Below are 22,958 nucleotides of genomic sequence, written 5' to 3' on the forward strand. Positions count from 1 at the left end.
ATTATAGATATTACTTACTATCTATACAATGTGAAGTGACCCATATATTCTCGTGCATCTTCACCGTCTTCGTGAGTCTTCAAGATGTACCAGTAGTCACCCGCTGGTAATTCTTTACCGTCATAACGTCCGTCCCATTTTTGTCCTGAACGCAACGTTGTGATATAACGTCCGTAGCGGTCGTAGATATCTACAGTCAAGTTTGGATAACTGCGGAATCTATCAGGATCCCAACCGTCGTTGCTACCATCATCATTCGGTGTAAAGAAGTTAGGTGGTACTGACTTCATAAACTCTTTCTCGATGCGCAAGTCGGCTTCACAACCATTTGCATCTTGTACAGTAGCGGTTACCACTTTGTATACTCTTCCGTTTACTATACGGCTGGTTGGGTCAGTAGGTTTAAGAGTATACTCATTGCTTCCATTTTCGTAACTTCCGTTAAAGTAGTAAGTGTATGGAGGATTACCTCCTCTTGCTTCTACTTTTATAAGGTTCAATTCACGTGGGTCGCTCTTGTCTTTCAATTCCAATCCTGGGTAACGTTCTATATCAAAACGTTGTGCAATAGTTTCCTGACAAGTAGATGCCACACCTGCTCCGCGATAGAATACAGTTATATATTGGTTCGTTCCTGGTTCAATAGGAGCTGTCTTAGCTCTATTACCGTCAAACGATTCAAATGGTCTCGCATCACGCGCATCAGTACTATTGATAGCATAGCTTGTATTGCTTCGTGTGAGTGCACCGTCCAAATTGTTGAACGTTAGCATCAAGTAGCCTGTCGTCCAAGTAGTAGATACTGTAGAACAGTTAAAGCCTTTTTCAAAAGTAGCATTAATGCTTGGTGCAGCGGCTACTGTTATTTCTAAGGTTTGTGAACAGATACCAGAGTCACCATATTCTAATTGGTATCTACCTGGTGCTATTCCTGTTCTAGATACTACTGTACCTGTTGCTACACTGCTTGAAGTTCCTATCACATTACCTGATGGGTCTTTCAACGTATAGTTGTATGGTGCACGTCCACCTGTGAATCGGAAGCTGAGAGCTCCGTCATTAGTGCCGTAGCAAGTTTCTGTTACGGTGCTTGCGTGAGCTATCAACTGTTCAGGTTCTACAATGGTAAAGGTGCGTTCTACTTCACAGCCTATCACATTGTCTTTCACCTTCACAATATACTGTCCTTTTGGCAAGTTAGTGAACTTATTAGTTCCATCAAAAGTTCCTGCCTCTGGTGAGATAGTAAATGTATAGCTTCCTGTACCGCCTGTGGTCGCATAAGTAATCGTACCATCATTCACACCATAACAACTCATATCAGTTTTAGTAGACGATACTGTAAGATTTGTATAAGCTTCTACATCTACCGTTATAGTACGTGTACAACCGTTATTATGTGCTATGGTAACAGTGTGAGTACCTGGTGTTACTATAAAGCGTCCTGAAGCTTGTGGTGCTCCTCCATCTATGCTATATGATACATATCCCGCATATTTTGAATTAGAAGAAGCTACAATAGTATTCACTACGGTATTATTACCACAACTGTACTCTACGGTAGCAGTAGCTTGTAAGTCTACTCCTTCCTTGATTGTTACCGATACTTCGGTAGTACAGCTTCGAGCGTCTTTCACGTAGATAGTGTAAGTACCAGAAGCTAATCCCGTATAGAGGGTCTTGCCTACTGTCCAAGTTACATTATCTATCGAAGTACTGTAAGAAGCAGTTCCTCCTTTGATAGTGATAGATACTGTACCATCATTACCACCTTTACATACCTCATCAGTTATCTTGTCTATTGAAGCCTCTAATAAAGTAGGTTCTTTAATTTCAAAGGTAGTATCAGTATAGCAACCATTTTCATCTTGAGCTCTTACAATATAGTTACCTCTTGCTAACTTAGTGAAGTAACCACTATCTACAAATCGGTCTAATCGTGGACTGATAGCGTAGAGGATTCTTCCTGTACCTCCTGTTACGGTTACCGAAATAGTACCATCGGCTTCACCATTACAGCTAATATCAGTACTTGCAGTAGCTACTGAAAGTGGTCCTGCCTCTCCAATATTTATAACTGTACTGGTTTGTACACAGTCTACACTAATTACTTCCACTTGGTAAGTACCAGATGTCAAACCTCCAAATGCCCAATCAGTAGCATTTTCTTGGGTAGCAGTAGCTGTTTGTGCTACACCTCCTTTATACAATTTGTATTGGTAGTTACCCAAAGCGCCAGTGGCTGAGAAAGTAATCTTAGCTGTACTATCTCCATTACATTTTACATATGCCTCAGAAGTATCTACGTGTAATTGTAATGGTTGTAATACTTCTATCGTTATCTTGTTAGACAACTTCGATTGACAACCGTGACTATCTATCACATAGAACTCGTACTCTCCTACTCCTGCTTGAGTGCTATTTCCTGTAAGTGTTGTAGTAGTTGTACCGTTGGTTACCATATAGTAAGTATAACCTGGAGTACCACCTGTTACAGTAATTGAAATAGTAGCTTGTTGCAAGCAAGTAAGCGGTTTAACAATTGAGGCAGTTACCTTCATTTCACGAGGTTCATCGATGGTTACTGGAATAGTAACATCACAACCCCAACCATCTATAATCTTCACGTTATACGAACCTGCATATAGGTTAGTGAAAGTAGTGCTAGTTTGTGCACCTCCTATTTGTGCACCTCCCACATTCCACAATTCGTAAGCGTAATTACCGCTTCCTCCTGTTGGGCTCACCACTGTTATTACTCCTGTTCTATCGTTGAAGCAATTCAAAACAGTAGTTGCTGATATGCTTGCCGAAATAGGTGCTGGTGGTGCCATTACTACATTAGTAGTAGTTGAACAACCTCCGCGGTCAGTTACTTCTACCGTATAGGTATTGGCAGTCAATCCTTCAAATAAGGTAGTGGTGGTATAGGTACCATAAGTAGCGTGAGGAACTCCTCCCACTAACAAGCGGTATTGATAATCACCCCAACCTCCTGTTACATCTATACTGAAGGCACCTTTATTATCATTAGGTTCACAAGTGATGCGATTTGTAATAGTAGGACTCACTGTCAAAGCTTGTGTAGGAGCCGATACCATCACCGAGGTAGTGGTTACTGTACAGTATGGTGATTGTGTTTCCACTACTCTTATCACATATGTTCCTGCCGATAAACCTGCAATTACCTCTCTTCTCTCAGTAGCGGCATTTGCTTGTACAGTTCCTGTTATTCCTGTTGGAGCTAAGGTAGTCGCATCAAGCACTTGATAGTTATAAATACCTTGATAACCTTTTACAGTAAGGGTAATCTCACCATCATTGCCTCCTACGCACGATACTGGTTTGGTTTGTGCGGCAGTTACTTCTATATCGCTGAAATCTATAACCGTATGCGATGCAGTAGCATAACAACCTGTTTCAAGGTCTATTACTTTCATTTCATAGTAACCAGGTGTATTAAAGCCTATATTAGCTGTGTTCACTCCTGCGGTAAGCGTTTGTGTACTTGGGATAGCCACTCCAGCTCCGGTAGAGGTTACTTCTATACGATATCCTTTGTTATTACCTCCATTAATAGTTAAGGTAATACTTTCGGTAGCATTACAGCTTATTTGGCTTGTTCGGTTCACATCAATACTAGTAATGCGTTTTAATGGCGGTATTACTAATGGGTTCGCACTGTTATCAGCTTGACAACCGTTCGCATCGCGTATATACACTATTACTGTTTGAGTGTGAGTACCATTGCTAGTTACACTGTACACTCCTGTATGGTTCACCCAACCTGAGGTAGTAGTAGAGGTACCGTCAAACACTTCAAAGTTGAAAGTATAAGTACCTGTTCCACCGCGACCTGTTGCTTGAATGATAGCTTGTTGTGCATTATTATTGGCGTCACATTTGAAGTGTGTAGTCACCGTTGTACTGCTTACTACCAATTCATCTGGTTTACCAATAGTGATTACCTGAGTTGCAGTACAATTGCGTGATGAGGTAAGCGTTACTGTATATACACCTGCTGGCATTGCATCAAATTCAATATCTTTAGGTGTTACGTTCACCGTTTCACTGCGAAGAGTTCCTCCTGCTCCTGCAATATTAATTTGGTAATCAGTTTGTATTTGTGTACCTGGTATGGTAATCACAAGTCGTCCGTTGCTTGCACCGTGACAAGTTACCGCCGTAGTGGTATAAGTAAAGTTCACAGGCATAGCGTCAGTTACATCTATATCAGCACCTGTTACGGTAGCACAACCTGTAGTAAGGTCAGCAATTGATACTTTATAAACACCTGCACCTACATTTGTAAATATACCTGTATTATTTACTTGTGGAGTACCACCAGCATTATTAGTTAAAGTATAACGCAAATTTGTTGAACCTCCTTGGTGAGTTACTGATAAAGTAGCTCCTGTTGCAGGATTACAAGTAATTTGCTTGATAAATACTACTCCTATACTTGCACTATCAATTGGGTCATACAAGGTCACCGATTGGGTAAGGGTAGCGGTACAACCCCAAGTATCACTGATAGCTACTTGGTAAGTACCTGCTCCTAAGCCTGTAAATACAGTACTTGTTTGTGTATCTCCTTGTAACACTCCATTTCTAATGAGTTGGAAAGTATAATTGCGTCCTTCACCACCTGTTACATTCTGTACAGTTATTTCTCCTGAGTTAGGTGTACAGTTTTGTGCTGTAATAGATAGAGTACCTGTAATGTTATTAGGATTAGCAAGTACCACTGTCGAGCTAAGCGTTACCATACAACCTCCTCTATCGCGTATAGCTACGTGATAAGTGCCCGCTGTTAAGCCTGTAAACACATTAGTGTCTGACCATACAGCACTTGTTGGAGTAGGTGGTGTAGTACTTACATAGTACTGATATCCACCCCAACCGCCTGTAGCATTGGTAATCTCTATTTCACCATTATCATAATTTGGTGCACTTAAACAAGTGATAGACTGAACACTAATACTTGCTGTAAGAGCAACGTCAGCTTCTGATATATTAAAGGTATAAGTTTGTACGCAACCTGTACCACTACTTATTACTGTCATTGTATAAGTAGCTGATTTCAAACCTGTAATTGTAAAGGTAGGATTAGCTCCTGATACAGCTGGTACTGTAGGTGGTGTTACTCCTCCTGAAGCTATTAAGTTCACAGTATAGTTATGTGTGCTTACTGTATTACTCAATGTGAAGGTAGCTATACCATCGTTATTGCCTTTACAAGTAACGTTCTTAATTTGTGGATTCACAATGCGGAACGTATTTGGATCTGGTGCTACATACAACGCTTTCACTACACAATCTGTACCTGCGTGACCTATCCAGAACGTATAAGTTTGCTTAGGATTTACAGAGAACACATTATTTGTTGTCCAAGGTGCTCCTGCACTTGGTGGTACAGTAGGCTGATTAACTCCCATATAGTAACGCAATTCACTTTGTGTAAGTGGAGGCATACCTGGTGCAGCTACTATATCCACTTTCACTTGTATTGGAGCGTTACAAGTTGGTGTACCTTGTACGGTTACACTCACTTGTTCTGGGTCTAATGCTTCAAAAGGTTTAATCATTTGGGTAGTAGTAGTAGCACAGCTATTCATATCGGTAGCCGTAATGGTTACTACTCCACCGCGAATGTCTCCCACCGTGAAAGTATTGCCTGTACTAGTGATAGTACCTGCAGGGCTTGTATATACAAATTCTACTGTATATGGTGGGGTACCTCCACTGATAGCTCCATTAGGTACACTAATAGTAGCTTGCTGTGCTGTACCACTCGCTGTACAAGCAAACTGTTGTGTCACAATTTGTGTACTGCTAATAGTTACTGATTTAGGTTCTGCAACTGTTACTGTATAAACTGCTTGACAGCCATTAGCGTCTACTGTAATTGTGTACACGCCTGCTTTCAAATTACTGTAAGTTCTTGTAGCAGCTGTCCAAAGAGGTGTAGAACCAGCAGGACCTACAATAGGTACATTCGTATAGTTAAATGTTCCTATAGTAGCGTTCTTCTCAGTGATGTAAATCTCACCATCATTACCTCCACTACAAGTTACTGATTTCACTGCAGTTTCTATTTGTGGTAACTCTGCTGGCAACACGGTTATAGTCTTAGTAAAGGTGTTGCAACCTGCTGAGGCATTAACATCAGTTACTGTTACGGTATAAACACCTGCTGTAGTGATATTATTTACTTTAGTCTCATATTTACCACTCACTTGTGGGATAGCTGTAGAAGGTACTGTATAACCTGCAGGACCTGTAATAGCATAAGTATAGTTACCGGTTCCTCTGTCTACTTTTATAGTAATTTCAGCATTACCTGTCGCACCACAACCTAAGGCTTTAGTAAGTGATGCTTCAGCTTCTAAGTTGGCAGTAACGGTATAGGTAAGTGTTGCTATACAGCCTGTCGCCTTATCGCGGATTTGCAAATCATAAGCACCTGCTACCAAGTTGCCAAAAGTAGGACTTGCTTGGTAATCCAAACCACCATCTATTGAGTATTCATAACCGTTGAGTTCTGCTCCTGTAGCCGAAGTACCAGAGCCTGCTGGTGCTTTCGCTTGTGGCTCAATAGTCAAACTGATAGAACCATTCACACAACCCATTAGTGTAACTTTATTAATCTTAGGTGCTGGCTGTACTGTAAGGGTATGAGTACCCAGATCTGCACTACAACCAAATTGGTCTTCCATTGTTAACTTCACAGCGAACGAATATGGTAAAGCTGGGTTAACAGGCATTGGTGGAGTTGCTATATTATCCTTAATAATCTGTACTCTTGAGTTTCCTGTTGCTATTGGCACCGTAAAGCTTACACCTGGAGTTATAGGAGTTACTTTATATGTATAAGTACCTCCACCTCCTGATGGATTCAACACCTCTAATACACCGTTCTTATCACAAGTAATTTGCGTACTTGCTGATACGGTAGCAGTAAGAGTACCTAACTCTCTAATATGAGCATCACGACTACCCCATACACAAGTACCTTCTGTTACTACCACATAGTAAGTCTTGTTAGGTGCTAAGCTATGAGGTCCTGCTGGGGTAACGTTCGTAGCATCATTACCTGGTGCTGGCATTACAGCAGTACCATTCACAATTGGATTACCTAAACCTGCTCCTGGTGTTTTTTCATATAACACCCAAGTAAGTGGTGTACCCGCTGGAGAACCTCCTGTGTATTGTGACTCACGGTGGATTCTAAAGGTAGCTTGTCCTTGACCTCCGTGGCAAGCAGGTTGTGGCGAAACAATCACTGTCATTGCCGGTGTAGCTACATTAGCATAAATATCACCAGTAAATTCAGTTTCACAATTATTTGCATCTATCACTCCAAAAGTATAAGTCCTACCTACTATCAAGTTAGTAAAGACATAGGTTCCTGATGGAGTAGGTGCTGACCAAGCTCCTCCATTTACATTATATCGGAAAGGAGGATTACCTGTACTCACAGTTACTGTAGCAGTAAAGTAAGTCTTACCTGCTGTAATACAACCTAAGCGGAAATCTCCTATATCAGTAGTTACACTCACTGTTCCTAACGGACGTGGCACTACATAATCTATTGCACTTGTACTACAAATATCGGAACCTCCTAATGCTGGACGAGTAGCAAAACGCACCCGTACTGTTTTACCCGGCTCAGTCACCCCTGATATAGGTGCTGAAGTATATGGGTTGGTTGGCATTGGATGCCAAGTACCTCCATTATAGTTATAATATATTTGGTTACCTCCTGCTCTATAAGCATTCCACGCCTCGTTAGACATTGTAAGGGTAAGTGATACTGCTTGACCTGCAGTAATACAATCTCCTGGGCTAGATGGTACCGTAATGCTAGCAGTAAGTGCTGGCATATCTTGTAAGGTAACATTTTTACTTGTACTACAACCGTAACGGTCGGTTACAGTAATAGAGTAAGCTCCTGCTACCAAGTTGTCAATTGTATAAGTATTAGTTGCAATACCTGTGAAAGTAGCGATTACTGGAGTACCTGTATTACCGTAACGTACGGTAAAGTTAGCATCTCCTGCGATATTCTTCACTACTATCTTACCGTTACCTGAACCCTGACAAGTAGGTGTTATCGTTTCAGTATCGAAGGTAACAGCTGGTACTTTGCGTACCCCCACTTCGTGACGTTTCACACAACGATCAGACTTCACAAATACAGTATAAGTCTGTACTGAACCTGTAATAGTAGGTACATTGTAAGTATTGGTAGTTCCAAAAGTTCCTGCCGTAACAGTAGTTACTGAACCTTGTGCAAAAGCATAGGTATAATTACCATCTCCTCCTGTTGCAGTTACTTCTATCTTACCTGGCACACAACTTTCGTTAGTTACCTTCACACTGGTGTTCAAAGTAGGACGAATAACAATATTCTGTACTGCACTACAACCGTATTGGTCAGTAACGGTTACTCTATAGCTTCCTTGAGTAAGACCAGTGAAGGTATGATTAGTTACCCCTGCTGCTAAAGTTACAGGAGTACCGTTGTTCAATTTCACTTTATAACCACCATTACCCGCATTTATTTTCACGGTTACCTCACCTGTATTGCCTCCTTCGTAGCAATCAGTAGCCGAAAGAGTAAAGTTTACAGTTTGTGGCGTAGGTATATTCAAGTTGCTTGCTAAAGTAGCCTCACAACCATTTTTATCTATTACCTTAAAGTTTACACTTCCTGCAGGTATATTGCTAAAAATAGGTGTAGTTTGTGTCCTACCTGCTCCACCTCCTACTGTATACTGATAACGATAAGGTGGTACCCCTCCATTTGCTACAAGGGTCACACGTGCTTGTTGTCCGTTAGAACACATTGCAGGTTCAGTAATAGTAGCACTAAGAGTAAGCTTAGCAGGTTGTGTAATAGTAACAACACGAGTTACTTTACAGTTACCACTGTGGTTAAATTCTATGGTGTGATTACCTACTGATAGGTTAGGAATTACTATAGTACCCGCTGTTTGGTTTGAGAAAATAGGAGCTCCTCCATCTACTACTACATTATAATTACCAGCGCCTATGTTTTGTACCTTAAAGGTTACTTTTGCTGTTCCCGTTCCATAACAAGTTACATCTGTCTTAGCAGTCATTTCTGCTTTAAATTCTCTATCACCTGGTATGGTAATAACCTTAGTCATTTCTTGCCAGCACACATCTGGTCTTTGGTATACAAATATATCATCTACCAAAAAGTCACAGCCCCAATCAGCCCAACTATTAGTACGTATTTCTACTCTTATAGAAGTAGCTCCTTTAGGATCTAACTCTCCTTCGAATTTTACCCAGTTATTAGGATCGTTGTGGTGTGCTAATTTACCTGAATTCTTAAAGTCTAACACTTGACCATTAGCCTTATTTACTAAACGTATTTGTACGTCTGGTTCTTGAGCTCCTTTATGAGGTTTAAACAAGTTATATAAGTACATCTCGTATTGTACTTTCCTATGAGGGTCTACATCATTTACTTCTTTCCAATACAATACGTCTTGGTTTCTTACATTTCCTATATCCACTATCAAGAAACGATCTTTCGGATTCCCTGAACGTGGGTTTGGATGCGTCCATATACCTGATACACCCGCACGGTCTACATCCCCTATTGATATAAATCGAGAGTCTTTATTACCTACTACATAGTGTCCTGGACCTGCTGGGAAGGTAATAAATCTAGCACAGCTCAAGAAGGGTGATATATTAGGAATACATACATCTCCACCAACACCAAAATCTTCTTTTATAATAGCATTACTTGGCGATTGGTTCAAATCTCTATAACGTACCGTTACGGTATAAGTTCCCGGTGCTAAGCCTGCAATATTGGCAATTCTACCTTTTGCCTTTTTACCATTTACTTCATACTCATAGTCGTAAGAGGTAGGTGACGAAGTCCTAAACTGTACAGTAGCTTTACCGTTACAATCAAAGTCAGTAGCTGTATAGGTAAATCCTGCTGGTTCTGGAATAACAGGGTCTACGGTTACTTGCAATGGCAATTCACAACCTCTCGCATCTTTTATATAAACGGTATGTCTACCCGCTGGCAACCAACCTTCTGATGAAGAAGTATAGTTACCATCATATTTATACGAATATGGACGCTGACCACCCGATACGTTAGTAAACTTAATCTTTGCTTTACCTGCTGTAGGTCCTGTTTTACCACAACCTATAAGCTCTGCTACACCCACAAATCCTTTAAGTTCAGAGGGTGCATCACTGATATTTCGTGTTGTCTCATACGTACAGTTATTTGCATCTACTACTTTTATAGTATAAGAACCTGGTCGCAAGTTTCTAAATTCTTTTGAAGTACCTCCGCCTAAGTTATTACCATTTAGGTAGAAAGTAAATGGTGCTTTACCACCTGTTACAACTACAGATATAGAACCATTATTAGTACCTTTACATAATACGTCAGTAGAGGTTACATTAGCAGTTACAGCTGCTGGTGCTCTAAGTGTAGCCGAAGATTCTACCCTACAATTATTGCTGTCAAGTACTACTATCTTATAAGTACCTACCTGAGCAGTTTCATATACTACGGTATTATTAGCTGGTACAGCAGTTTTTCCTACTACAATGCCTCCACCTACTTTTTCTACAGTATAAGTATAAGGCGTTGTACCTCCTTTTACTTTCAAGGTAATTCTTCCCTTGCGTTCATTTTCATTTCTTCCACAGGCAATATCCTTGGCTACTTGTGCTCCTGAGCCATCTATCACTATAGGAGTTGTTAAAGCCTTACTATAAGTAGCGGTACAACCATATTTATCAATAACAGTGAAAGTATGGTTACCTACTCCTAAACCTGTGAATGTATATTTACTACCATTTTGGGTTGCCTTAGTCACTCCGTTGAGTTGGAATGTATAAGGCGCATTATTTCCTCCTCCTGCTACTGTCACTTCTACCTCTACTTTTGCTTGTGAAGTAGCAGCTGTACAGAAGTCGTTAGCTGTACCCGAAGTACCTCTCAAACTAATAGTATTCGGACTCACCACATTGAAGGTAGCGTCTTTAGTACAATTATTAGCATCTTTCACTACCACCCTATAAGTACCTGCTTGTGTAATTACAAACTTAGGATTGTTAGACCCCGTTATTCTTGTAGCACCTCTATATAGTTCATAACTATAAGGAGCACTACCACCATTGGCAGTAACAGTTACCTCTACACGTGATGGGTTACAGCCTATCAATACATTGTTAGGTACTGAAACAGTAATAGCTACAGGGTTAGCAATATTGAAAGTACGTGTTGCCTCACAATTAGGATTATTTTGTTCTGCACGTATTTTCACGGTATGAGCACCCGCAGGTATGTTATCCCATCTGAAAGGATTACCTGTGGTAGCTACAAAACTACCTGTTCCATCTTTTTGTACGTAATAGGTAGAAGGTGCATTTTTCAAGCCTATTTGGTAACTACCTTGCTCTCCATTACATTTAGGTTGCGTAATCTTTTCGGTAGCAGGATCTACGTCGAAAGCCTTGTCGTTAGCAATCGTTACAGTAGTAGTATAGGTAAAGCCACAAGCCTTTGGCTCTTGGTAAAGGTAGATATCGTCTACAACCAAGTCATTACCGCTTTCTATCAAACTATAAGAACGTACAACTGCTATAAGTTTAGTATGATTTCCTGGGTTTAATGGTCTTTGCGCGACTGTCCAATCATCTGCATTACGAGCTCCTCTAATAGGTGGTGTAATGCGATAGCTATCCAAAGGTGTTCGGGCATCTATAGCTGCTTGGTCAGTATAAAGTTCTATTGAAATATCCGGAGCTCCCACAGGATAACGAGGGTCATTATATCTCAACATATTCATCAAAGCTATTGAGAAAATAACCTCTTTACCTGGAATCAAATCCTCTATGGGTCTCTGATAAAGTATTGCCCCCTCTTGTCCTAAGATTTTACCAATATTTACAAAGAGCATACGTCCATTAGCCAATCCTGTGTGGTCATTAGGTTGCATCCAAGCAGGATTATTAGGATTTAGTCTTTGTGATACTACGTATTCACCATCAGCAACGTATGGGCCTTCATAGTTTATACCACTAGGCCAAGGTTGCCCATAACCGTTTCTAGGCATTGAACCATCTTGCAATTCAAGATAGTATTTCTTGTTAATATATTCATTACCACCATTGCGCCCTGTACCGAAGTCCTCAAAAAAGAGTACGTTTTTGGTAAGAGGATTCGTATCGGCATACTCAATAGTAATAGTATGTACGCCTGGTGCAAGATTCTTAAAGTTATTATCGGTTGTAGGCTGACCGTCTACGTAATATTTATATTTGTAATTATTTTTGTTATTAGTAATCGTAAGAGAACCGCGTCCTTGGCAGTCGTAAGTAATTTGCGAAGGAGTAAAGGTTGGTTCTGGAATTCTTGGGTCTACAGTTACCTTTATGTTTTCACGAGTACAACCTATCGCATCGCGTACTGCCATATTATAGGTGCCTGGTGACATCCATTTTTTCTTATCGGTAGTCCAGTTACCATCACCAAAATTAAATTCATAAGGTTGTTTCCCACCTTGTACGTTCGAGAAACGAACGAGGGCTTTACCGGCATTAACTCCTGTGTCACAACCTACCAATTCTTCTACCCCTGCTGAGGCAATAAGGTTACCTCCCACAAAAGTAGGAATAGTAATAGTAGCACCTGTAACTGTACATAAAGCTCCTGCTCCTCCGTTACCATAGCGTAATACAGGGGTATAGCTTCTTCCCGTTTGTAAGTTCGGGAACTCACGCCCTGATTGGAAGTTCACTCCGTCTATACTGTATTGTAATACGTTATAGCTGGAAGCGTTAGTAGGTTCATTAATAGTTATCTTTGCTCTATCACCACAGTTTTGTACGGTATAGCTGGCTGTGATAGCAGGTGTAGGCAAGGTATTTACAGTAGCCGAAGCTTCAGCAATACAGCCGTTGTCATCTATCACCTTAAAGTTTTTCACTCCTGCAGTGGTAAAGGTAAAGTCGTAATAACTATTTGCGAAGTTATTTTGGTAGGAAGCTCCTCCATCGTTACTATAGCCATAGCCATTCGCTCTGTTAGTTTTACCGCCCGTCGCAGTTACACGCACTATAGCAGTACCACAGCTCAAGTGTCGCAATACCGAAGCCGTAGCTTTAAGGTCTGGCACTTTATCAATGCGCACACTGGTAGTAAATTTACAACCATCTGGGCTCGTTACCTCTATATAGTAATTACCAGCAGTAAACTGATTAGTAATATTTAAGTCGGTAGTATTGGTAACCGTAGTATAAGCCACTCCACCTGTAGCGTTGTTATTGCGAATAGTATAAGTAAAAGGTGGATAAGGGTTACCGCTAAGTTGTACACGTATACCTCCCTTGCTGGTACTGCAAGCCATAGGTGTAACGCTAGCAGTCATCGCAGGAGTTCGTTTGTTTATTTGTATTGATTTTTCAAAAATACAAGGTTGTGTAGTAATGGTAGTAGTAAGTACTTGGCGTACGTACACGGTATAGTTGTCTGGAGTTACTATATCAAATACATTACTGCTTTGATAGCTTTTCACCCAGCCAGTAGAACCTGTTTTCTTCAAACCGTATTCATATCCTGCTGGCACCCCATTCACAGTAATACTACCGTTTTTATTACAAATAAGGTCTCGACCTACCAATTGTGGGTCTACATTGTTTTTGGTAATACGGAAATAGTAATAAGGCGACACACAGTTGCCATAAGTAACTACCAAACGGTATACTCCTTCATCTCGCAAAGTAATGTCTCCACTATTTCCTATATCTGTCCAGTTACAGTTATAGTTGTCGTTAGAAGGTGGACACTCTTTGCTTAGGGTAGGTGGTAAAGCTCCACAAGAGCCCAATTTTTGCCACTGATAAGCAGTAGCCCCCGTAATTCTAAGACTTACAGGCACTGTAGTACTACCCCCGCACAAATACACTTGTGGATACTCAGTACCCCCTGTATCTGCACAGATGTACACCTCACCATTTAGTTTCCCTTTCGAAAGCAAATCTTTAATAGGGTGTACTGCATTAGCATAAGCATTAGGGTTCACAGTGTGCTCTTCGTACATTGTAGCACAACCTGCTTTACTCTTCGTTACTTTATACACACCTGGTTCACTTACTACTAAGGTGCGTGAATTACCTCCTATAGTACCTCCGCCTACTTTTTCCCATTTGTAAGAGTCAAAGTTAGCTCCTGCCTCCAAGGTAACCGTGCGCTCACACAATACCGTAGTGGCTTTAAACATACAGTTGGTAAAATCAAGGTTTACAATAAAGTTAGACGGCCCTTCTACCCCACCGTTACAAGCTGTAAATTGTGTATTGAAGCTACCTGCTGTTAAAGGTGTCGATGGGTTAGACACTCCATTATAGCTTGCTGAGGCTCTATTTTCTACTACGTTAGAGCACGCATCTCGCCATTTGTTACAGTCGTTCACTACTTTTATACCAAAAGAAAGTTCCTGTACGGCACTTCCTTTCTTCACTAAGCTCTCAGGAATATTAAATGTAAGTTTGCGAGAGGCTGGTATATAAGTATAGCTTACCCCTAATGGCATCGAAATATTTGCTGTTGTAGCATCAAAATCTTGTAAGTTTACAGGAAGTATATCAGTAATCTGTACATCTTTAGCATCGTCATTCCCTATATTTTGGAAACGTATTTTATAACGTAACGACTGACCCATTTGCACATTTTGCCCTGTAATATCGGTACCTGCACTGTTAAGTACGCGTTTCTCCATCACAATATGGGGTGCTATCACTTCCACGTTAAAAGCAAACATAAAAGGATAGTAAGCATCTTGGTCTGAATAAGGTCTAAAAGAAGTGGAAGTACTATTATTATTTAAAAAAGTTTTACCACTATTGGCTAACTCAAAAATTCCTGCATCAAACCCCAATAAGTTAGTAGAAGCGGGTCTACGATGAGGATTAATACCGTTTTCATTAGTAAGAGTACTATTAAAGAAGTTATTAGCAGGACGACCGGGTGCTGTAAGAGCTTCGTAAGAACCATTTATTTTTTTCATTTTGAGCTGGTCTCCTTTAATTCCCAACTCACCTTCCAAAGCAGCAAAGCCTATCTTAGCATTTACAGGTCCTGTAGGTACCGTTTTAAACCCTGAAATATTAATGATAGGATTATTGTCTCTATTTACTACTGAAAAACCGTCAAACACAGTTATATTACGCGCTTCACGGGTTAAGTCCTCATATACTATTACAAGTGTCCATCCAGCTGCATAACCTACACCTGTATTTTCTGTACCATTAGGTGCTTGTATATTCCCTACAGTATAGGTATTAGCAATAGTACCATTGAGGTAATTGGTCACCTCGGCACGGTATACATAGGCACGTTGAGCTCTATAATTATCTCCAAAGGTACTTACTACATCATTACCGTCATATACACGCTCCCCTACCAAATCACGATAAGCTCCCGAACCTACTTTAAATTTTACGTTCGCAAACTCACTTCTCTCTAAGCGAGGATTCGTTTGGTTGGCAAGTCTCTCTTCGGTATAAGTAGCTGCCCAATAGAGGTATGCCCTCACCACTTTTTTACAAGTAGAGGCAGGATTAGGGTCGAGTACAGTTGCCGAACTCGAGTTAAACACCCCCGACTCAGGCTCCACATTGATAAACTTCATCTCAATGCCTGAATTATCACCGTGATTACCTGTATAGTCATTATTAGGATTGGCTTGAGGACTAAGAATAGTATTCCCCACCACAATCATATCCCCCTTTACAGTACCTTGGTAACGAATACCAAAAGGAATATAATTCTGCCCAAAGGCAACTGAAAGAGTCGCCCAAAAGAAACATTGTAATAGTAATAACTTTTTCATATGGAAGTTATGTTTGTATTTATGCTATTGCAGTATAGCAATAGTGAAATTATTAATATTGTTGCTTGAAATCCTAAATATGTAAATCAAATACCAAAAAGTAAACCTCCTACTGCTCGTGTATAGTAACTACCGCTACAATTCCCCCTCTGTGAGGGGGCAAGGGGGAGGTTTCTCCTAACCTTGATTTATTTTTATATAATATATAAAGGTGTCTCACATATCTTTTTGTATAATAGTTACACCTCTCTCTTCAAACGCAAAAGTAAGATATTTATTTTATATAATATACACTACACAAATATTTAACATTATTTAACATAGTAGTACACAACATAAATTACCTTTTTACACATTAAACATATTGCAAATCAACAGATAGCGTCTTTTACACTATCTTGTTGTGCATTTTGTATTCTGTTAAATAAAAAGGCGTTTTATTAAGAGTTTTTCTCTCCATTCTTTCCAAAAAAAGGAAAAACACTACACGGTATAACTGTGTAGCTTTTCTTTCTGGGGCAAAGATACAACAAACTTTTCTCATTTCCACATTTACTCATTCTCTCATTTCCACATTTGCTAATTTCCAAATTATTCTTACCTTTGCGCCCGATAAACAAATTAAAACACAATGGTTTTACCTATTATTGCTTATGGAGACCCAGTGCTCAGAAAGGTAGGAACTGAAATCCCCCCCGATTATCCTCAACTCAAAACACTGATTGCTAATATGTACGACACTATGAATGCCGCTTATGGCGTGGGGCTCGCTGCTCCTCAGGTAGGTCTCTCTATACGCTTGTTCGTGGTAGATGCTTCTCCTTTCGCCGATGACGATGAGCTTTCAGAAGAAGAGCAAACTTTCTTAAAAGGCTTCAAAAAAACTTTTATCAATGCCAAAATAGTAGAAGAAACAGGCGATACTTGGAACTTCAACGAAGGGTGCCTCAGTATTCCTGGCGTACGAGAAGACGTTAGCAGGCACAAGCAAATCACCATCGAGTACTTTGATGAAGACTTTAATAAGCAAACGCTTACCATTGGCGGACTCGCGGCTCGTATCATTCAGCACGAATACGACCATATCGAAGGCATTCTGTTCACCGATAAACTCTCTTCTTTTAAACGTCAACTCATCAAAAGTAAGCTGGCTAATATCAGTAAAGGAAAGATAAAGGTAGACTACCGAATGAAATTCTTTGATGCCAAAAACAAAAGATAGTACACTAATTTACAGTTATAATTAGTAACACTCATAACTCATAACTCTTAACTTTTTAACTATTAAATAAATACAATGAATCTAACAAAAGTATTAGCCATTTCTGGCAAACCTGGTTTATATCACTTAGAAACTCAAACGCGCTCTGGCTTCTTAGCCACTTCGTTAGCCGATGGTAAGCGTATATCAGTAGGCATTCGCAACAACGTGAGCCTATTGTCTGAAATCGCAATTTATACACTCGAAAAAGAAGTGCCTCTCACCGAAGTTTTTACTAATATGAAGAACTTTGAAGAAGGAAAAGAAGCGCGTATCTCTCCAAAATCCGATGGAGCTACTCTCGAAGAGTATTTCTCTCAAGTACTCCCTAATTACGACCGCGACCGTGTGTATGCCAGCGATATTAAGAAAATAATCCAATGGTACAACCTTCTATTAGCCAAAGGTTTCTTAGAAGAAGACGCTCAAGAAGACACCCAAAAAAGCTAATTCACAGCACAATCATTTTACAATCAGTATTACTTTGCCAAAATTTTAATCGCTTGTCGTCCTACGGTTATGCTACGACCTTTGTCAAAGTTTTTAGTAAATAAAACAAAAAAGAGAACAATATTAATATTGTTCTCTTTTTTTATAATCTTATAAAATCAAATGAAGCAAATCTATTTTGCTTCTTCTGTACTATCCACAAGCACCTGTCCACGATAGTACAATTTACCTTCGTGCCAGTGTGCGCGGTGATACAAATGGTTTTCACCAGTTGTTGGATCTTTTGCTATTTGAGGAACTACCGCTACGTCGTGGGTTCTTCTCTTATCTCTTCTTGTTTTTGATTGTCGTCTCTTAGGATGTGCCATTACTTAATTCTTTATATTATTTATCTGTTATTAAATTCTTTAAACTTTCCCAACGCGGGTCTATAGTCATTGTATTGTGGTGCTCTCTTGGAGCAAGTGCTTCCAATTTATCTAATACTGCCGAGTGCATCGTCCCATTCAAAACATCAGGGTGTACGCGCTTAGCAGGGATTGACAACACAATAAGTTCATATATATATTGTGCCACATTCAGTTGGTATTCTCCGTGAGGAAGTATCAAGATTTCTTCATCGTCATCATTATACTCTTCACCAAACTTCACTACTAAAAAAAGTGTTCCTTCTACTGCCAAGTCAAAAGGCTCATTAGAAACATCACAATTCACATTCACAGTACCCCTGTTGTGAAAATGCAGTTCCAACAAGTTGCTCTTCTTGTCTAAATCAACGATTACTTGCTGATGAATATCATTCACCTCGTCAAAATTAAACAGTTGCAAAAACGCTTTGTCAATCTCATAAACAAATTGATGTCTCCCCTGTTTTAAGCCTGCAAAAGAAATATCGTATTCTTTTAACTTTCTCATTTTCTACAAGTTTAGTAATCAATTGTTCATTTTTCAAGGTGCAAAGATACAACTTTATTTTTATATACAAACTTTTTACCTCACTTTTTTATCATAATCACATCATATCCGCTCAAAAACCCCATCTTTCATTGAGCAATCCTCTCTTCTCAAACATTCTTGTCTTTGTCTTGTCTTTGTCTTATCTCCACCTTATCTTCGTTCATTCTTCGTTCATTCTTCGTTCATTCTTCGTCCATTCTTCGTCCATTCTTTGTCCATTCTTTGTCCATTCTTCATCGACCGTGCAACTTGCATCTGCCCGTGCGGCTCGCACCTGCCTGTGTGGCTCGCACTTTTCCGTCACTACACTCCCCCTCTCCTTGGGAGAAGTCTCCGAATAGGAGAGTATGTGATCGGGGAGAGGATTCTCTTTCTTTCGCCTCGAAACCTTGTTTTTAACATTTTTAGCCTTGTTGTATTATATTATGAATCAACTTTTTACATACCCTTTCTATACCAATCGTCCAAGATTCGTATAAGCTTCCTATAAGCTCTCTATAAGCTAACCCCACCCTTCTCATAGCCTTTTTTCATCAAAAACTCTCCTAACTCACTTTTTATATTTTTCGTTTTTCTCCGATAACTCAGACCCGTCAAAAAACCTTTTTTATCACTACCCATTTGCTAATTTCCTAATTTTCTCATTTCCTAATTTTCTCATCGATATTTTTGGCATTATTGGCATTTTTGGTATTATTAACATTGTCGCTTTTCTTCCTTAGTAAAAACAAGGGTTTATAAAAGAAAAACCTCAGTATTTTAGCTCTCTTAAAAAGGGTACTCCTTAATCTTTTGTTAAATTTTTTAAGAGAATTTGTTTTTTATATTAAATATTTGTTTTAACTTTGCCCGATGAATAAGCGATTATACATACTCGCAGTAGTGCTCATAAGCCTTTCTCTTGTAGGAATTATTGCCATACAAGGGTATTGGATTAAATCAGCTATCGACAATAAAGAAGAAGCTTTTACTTATTCTATTCAGCAGGTACTCAACAATGTAGCTAAACAAATAGAGCAAGATGAAGTCGATAAATACGTAGCTCAAATTATCTATTTGCGCGAGAACGATAGCACCTTAAAACTCAAAGACAGTCATCTGCGAGAGTTTATCTATGTGCAAGAAAACAAACTAAGCAAAGAGACCTTTATTTATAAACACGGTATTTTAGAGGAAGATTACGCTTTGGCTACCAATCTGCGCAACCCTGTACTCATCGATGATTTGAAACTCTCCGATTCTTTTACCTTAAAGAACTATACAAACAGAGAAAGTTTTCAGCATATCAACAGAGGTAATAATATAGATAACAAACAGTTACCTATCATAAAAGCCTACGAAAAGCTAAGTGAATTACCCGAGATTGAGCGCTTAATGATAGAAGAATCATTTAAGAGTATCATAAGGCAACAAACCCTTAGCGAACGAGTGTCCGTAAGCCAAATAAACACACTCTTAGAGCAAAAACTCAAAAAAAGAGGCTTGAATTTACCTTTCGAGTTTGCCGTGTATAACCGCAATATCTTATCGAAGATACACTCTAAGTACTTTGACCCTAATGAAACTAAGGAATATCGCACCTTGCTTTTTGGAGGCAATAGCTCCGATGATTCAGTATATGAATTAGCAGTAGTATTCCCTCAGCGCGAACGCTATGTACTATCATCAGTAATAGGGGTCGCAACCCTATCGGTAGTATTTTTACTAATAGTTATAGGTGTGTTTGTGGTTACCTTCCACCAGCTCATCACTCAGCGTCGAATTTCCGAAATCAAGACTGATTTCATCAATAATATGACGCACGAGTTCAAAACACCCATTGCTACTATGAACTTAGTGCTCGACAGTCTCAAAACACCTGTTGCCCTGCACGACCCTGAGAAAATAAAAGGATATGTAAAAATACTCAAACAGGAAAACAAGCGAATGCTGGCTCAGGTAGAAAACATTTTGCAAATATCACGTCTCGAAAAAGGAAACTTGCATTTAGAGAGAGAACCCTTGGACGTGCACGAACTTATAAGCAATGCCATAGGGCACCTACAAGTAATGCTCGACGAACGTGGAGGCGTATTGCGCACTCACTTTTTAGCAGAAAACGGCGATGTATCAGCAAACAAATCACACCTTACTAATGTATTTGTGAATGTGATTGAAAATGCTATCAAATACTCACCTAATGCCCCCGAAATAGACATTTATACTGAAAATATAAAGAATAAAATACTAATACGTGTAAAAGACAGAGGACAAGGAATGAGCAGACAGGCTATGAAACACGTATTTACCAAGTTTTATAGAGAACATACTGGCGATTTACACAACGTAAAAGGACACGGGTTAGGGCTTGCTTACGTGAAAAGTATCGTAGAATACCATCAAGGAAGCATCAATGTAGAAAGCGACAAAGGAAAAGGGAGTACCTTCTTTATCAAATTGCCGGTAATATAATTTAAGAACTTAACAATTTAATTCATAATTGCCTAAAACAATAAAAAAATGAATACAGACGGAAACTATTACAGTTCAAATGCTTCTACGGACAATAAACACATTCTCTTAGTAGAAGACGACCCCAACTTCGGCACTGTACTAAAAGACTATTTGGTAATGAGCGGTTTCGACGTTACCTTAGCTAAAAACGGTATGGAAGGCTTCGAAAAGTTTAAGAAAGAAACATACGATATGTGTATCTTAGACGTGATGATGCCTTATAAAGACGGTTTTACTTTAGCCAAAGAAATTCGTGAGAAAGATGAGAAAATACCTATTATCTTCCTTACAGCTCGTACAATGCGTGAAGATGTGATAAAAGGCTATCGCTCAGGAGCTGATGACTACCTAAACAAACCCTTCGACTCCGAAATCCTATTGATGAAAATACGTTCAATTTTGCAACGTAAAAGCATCGAAACAATGGTGGACGACAATAAGTTTGAGTTCGAAATAGGAAGATTCTTCCTCAATACCAAATTGCGTATTCTCAAATATAAGGACGAAGAACCTGTAAAACTCTCCCCTAAGGAAAATGAACTTTTGCGTTTGCTCGCCTTACACACCGATGATTTTATGTCACGTGAGTTAGCCCTTTCCAAAATATGGAAAGACGACAACTATTTCACCTCTCGCAGTATGGACGTATATATCGCAAAACTGCGCAAACTCTTGAAAAAAGACGACAAAGTGGAAATCTTAAACATTCACGGCGAAGGCTTCCGTTTGGTTGCCAATAAAGAAGCCGATGAATTTATTTAGGTAAAATAATAGTCTATTTCTTGCATATTCAAAAAATAGTCACACCTTTGTCCACGATTTCAAAAACATTTGTTTAACTAAATAAAGATGTGCACGAAGAAAAATGACCTATGTCAAATTACATATCGTATCAGTTCTACCTTTTTGCAAGGTGATGATTCGTGTCGTATCTGCTTGATTAGAAGAATAGTATAATATATAGAAGAGCTCGAAGCGTCCCGTTTCGGGCTCTTTGTTTTTTGAGTGAAAAATAAATGAGGGTACCACCTCAGCAATTGAACAAATTACAACAAATTAAACATTTTTTAGCTATTTGTTTGAAAATCGTTTGCGAAGAAGATTTCTCTCCTTGGTAATTTACGATTTTTTTACAATACATATTTTATTTCTTAAACAAATTCACTAACCAAAGAATAGGTATCCCTACTACCATTATAACGATAGCCACTATAAAGAAAACAAAAAGTGCTATTGTTATTGCGACAAAACCTAAGAATAGGTTATATTCTTTGACTTTGATCACTTTATCAATAGAGGCATTCAAGAGTCGTGAATTTATGAGTTTATTCAGGTTCATTTTTCAGCATCTTATATATTTCCCTACGCCATTAGCCCCTTTAAGGTTGCCTTCAGTTTGCTTGAACAAAGCTGAGGCTTCTTATAGCGGTATGGAAAGCCGTTTTTTTTAGGGCTTGTATTTCTTTAAGCATTGCATTTTTAGGCACGAGCCCCAAGAAGCGCACCTACTTAAGAGGACAAAAATAAAAATAACTCAGTAAATTAACAAATTTAAATGAAAGGTAATTTATCAATCTCTAATCTCAAATAACTTCTTTTGCCACATAAAAGTTTCTTCTTAGCTTCAGGCTATCTCTATCTTTTGTACGTTCATTGTTCATCTTATCTTCATCTTATCTTCATCTTATCTTTGCCTTAGGTTCGCTTTAACTTCGCTCTCCCTTCGAATAAGCTTTGTCCATCAAGCTAATAAGTATCAATACTAAGTTACTCTGTCACGACATTCACATTTAAAAACAACAACCTATATATCTTGAGAATAAACTTCACAATAGTAGAAAATATTAGATGTTTTTGAACTTTTCAGAAAAAAGTAGTTTTTGTGGCTT

8 protein-coding genes are annotated in these 22,958 nt (G+C 39.2%); 4 read left to right on the forward strand and 4 right to left on the reverse strand.

Annotation, left to right across the window (positions count from 1 at the left end; translation table 11 throughout):
• Positions 1-17 precede the first annotated feature (17 nt).
• Entirely contained in the window at positions 18-15,908 is a 15,891-nt protein-coding gene (locus HMPREF1321_RS02685) for a T9SS type B sorting domain-containing protein (protein ID WP_009421268.1), read from the reverse strand.
• Between the two features lie 631 nt (positions 15,909-16,539).
• Here HMPREF1321_RS02685 and def point away from each other — a divergent pair.
• Positions 16,540-17,130, forward strand: coding sequence for a peptide deformylase (gene def, locus HMPREF1321_RS02690; RefSeq protein WP_009421269.1), 591 nt, complete (start codon positions 16,540-16,542; stop codon positions 17,128-17,130).
• Positions 17,131-17,205: 75 nt separating this feature from the next.
• Positions 17,206-17,619: a DUF5606 domain-containing protein gene (locus tag HMPREF1321_RS02695; RefSeq protein WP_009421271.1), complete on the forward strand. Its 414-nt coding sequence runs from the start codon at positions 17,206-17,208 to the stop codon at positions 17,617-17,619.
• A 173-nt stretch (positions 17,620-17,792) separates the two neighbouring features.
• Here the strand turns inward: HMPREF1321_RS02695 and rpmF are convergent, their stop codons facing one another.
• Both rpmF and HMPREF1321_RS02705 read right to left on the reverse strand, forming a co-directional pair.
• Entirely contained in the window at positions 17,793-17,987 is a 195-nt protein-coding gene (gene rpmF / locus HMPREF1321_RS02700; RefSeq protein WP_002673108.1) for a 50S ribosomal protein L32, read from the reverse strand.
• 16 nt (positions 17,988-18,003) lie between these two features.
• Entirely contained in the window at positions 18,004-18,534 is a 531-nt protein-coding gene (locus tag HMPREF1321_RS02705) for a YceD family protein (RefSeq protein ID WP_002673109.1), read from the reverse strand.
• An 894-nt stretch (positions 18,535-19,428) separates the two neighbouring features.
• Between HMPREF1321_RS02705 and HMPREF1321_RS02715 the strand changes: the two genes are divergently transcribed.
• The gene (locus HMPREF1321_RS02715) at positions 19,429-21,027 is read left to right on the forward strand and encodes a sensor histidine kinase (protein WP_009421264.1); all 1,599 of its coding nucleotides are present in this window, start codon (positions 19,429-19,431) and stop codon (positions 21,025-21,027) included.
• Positions 21,028-21,075: 48 nt separating this feature from the next.
• Positions 21,076-21,831, forward strand: coding sequence for a response regulator transcription factor (locus HMPREF1321_RS02720; RefSeq protein ID WP_009410639.1), 756 nt, complete (start codon positions 21,076-21,078; stop codon positions 21,829-21,831).
• Positions 21,832-22,213: 382 nt separating this feature from the next.
• Here the strand turns inward: HMPREF1321_RS02720 and HMPREF1321_RS11410 are convergent, their stop codons facing one another.
• A complete protein-coding gene (locus HMPREF1321_RS11410; RefSeq protein WP_083832714.1) occupies positions 22,214-22,408 on the reverse strand; it encodes a hypothetical protein in 195 nt (64 codons plus the stop codon).
• Positions 22,409-22,958 lie beyond the last annotated feature (550 nt).

The sequence above is a fragment of the Capnocytophaga sp. oral taxon 412 str. F0487 genome, from assembly GCF_000271925.1.
Taxonomy (GTDB): Bacteria; Bacteroidota; Bacteroidia; order Flavobacteriales; family Flavobacteriaceae; genus Capnocytophaga; species Capnocytophaga ochracea.

Coding starts and splice junctions, on each gene's coding strand:
- HMPREF1321_RS02685 (WP_009421268.1), bottom strand. CDS start 15,908: ATGAAAAAGTTATTACTATTACAATGTTTCTTTTGGGCGACTCTTTCA.
- rpmF (WP_002673108.1), bottom strand. CDS start 17,987: ATGGCACATCCTAAGAGACGACAATCAAAAACAAGAAGAGATAAGAGA.
- HMPREF1321_RS02705 (WP_002673109.1), bottom strand. CDS start 18,534: ATGAGAAAGTTAAAAGAATACGATATTTCTTTTGCAGGCTTAAAACAG.
- HMPREF1321_RS02720 (WP_009410639.1), top strand. CDS start 21,076: ATGAATACAGACGGAAACTATTACAGTTCAAATGCTTCTACGGACAAT.
- def (WP_009421269.1), top strand. CDS start 16,540: ATGGTTTTACCTATTATTGCTTATGGAGACCCAGTGCTCAGAAAGGTA.
- HMPREF1321_RS11410 (WP_083832714.1), bottom strand. CDS start 22,408: ATGAACCTGAATAAACTCATAAATTCACGACTCTTGAATGCCTCTATT.
- HMPREF1321_RS02695 (WP_009421271.1), top strand. CDS start 17,206: ATGAATCTAACAAAAGTATTAGCCATTTCTGGCAAACCTGGTTTATAT.
- HMPREF1321_RS02715 (WP_009421264.1), top strand. CDS start 19,429: ATGAATAAGCGATTATACATACTCGCAGTAGTGCTCATAAGCCTTTCT.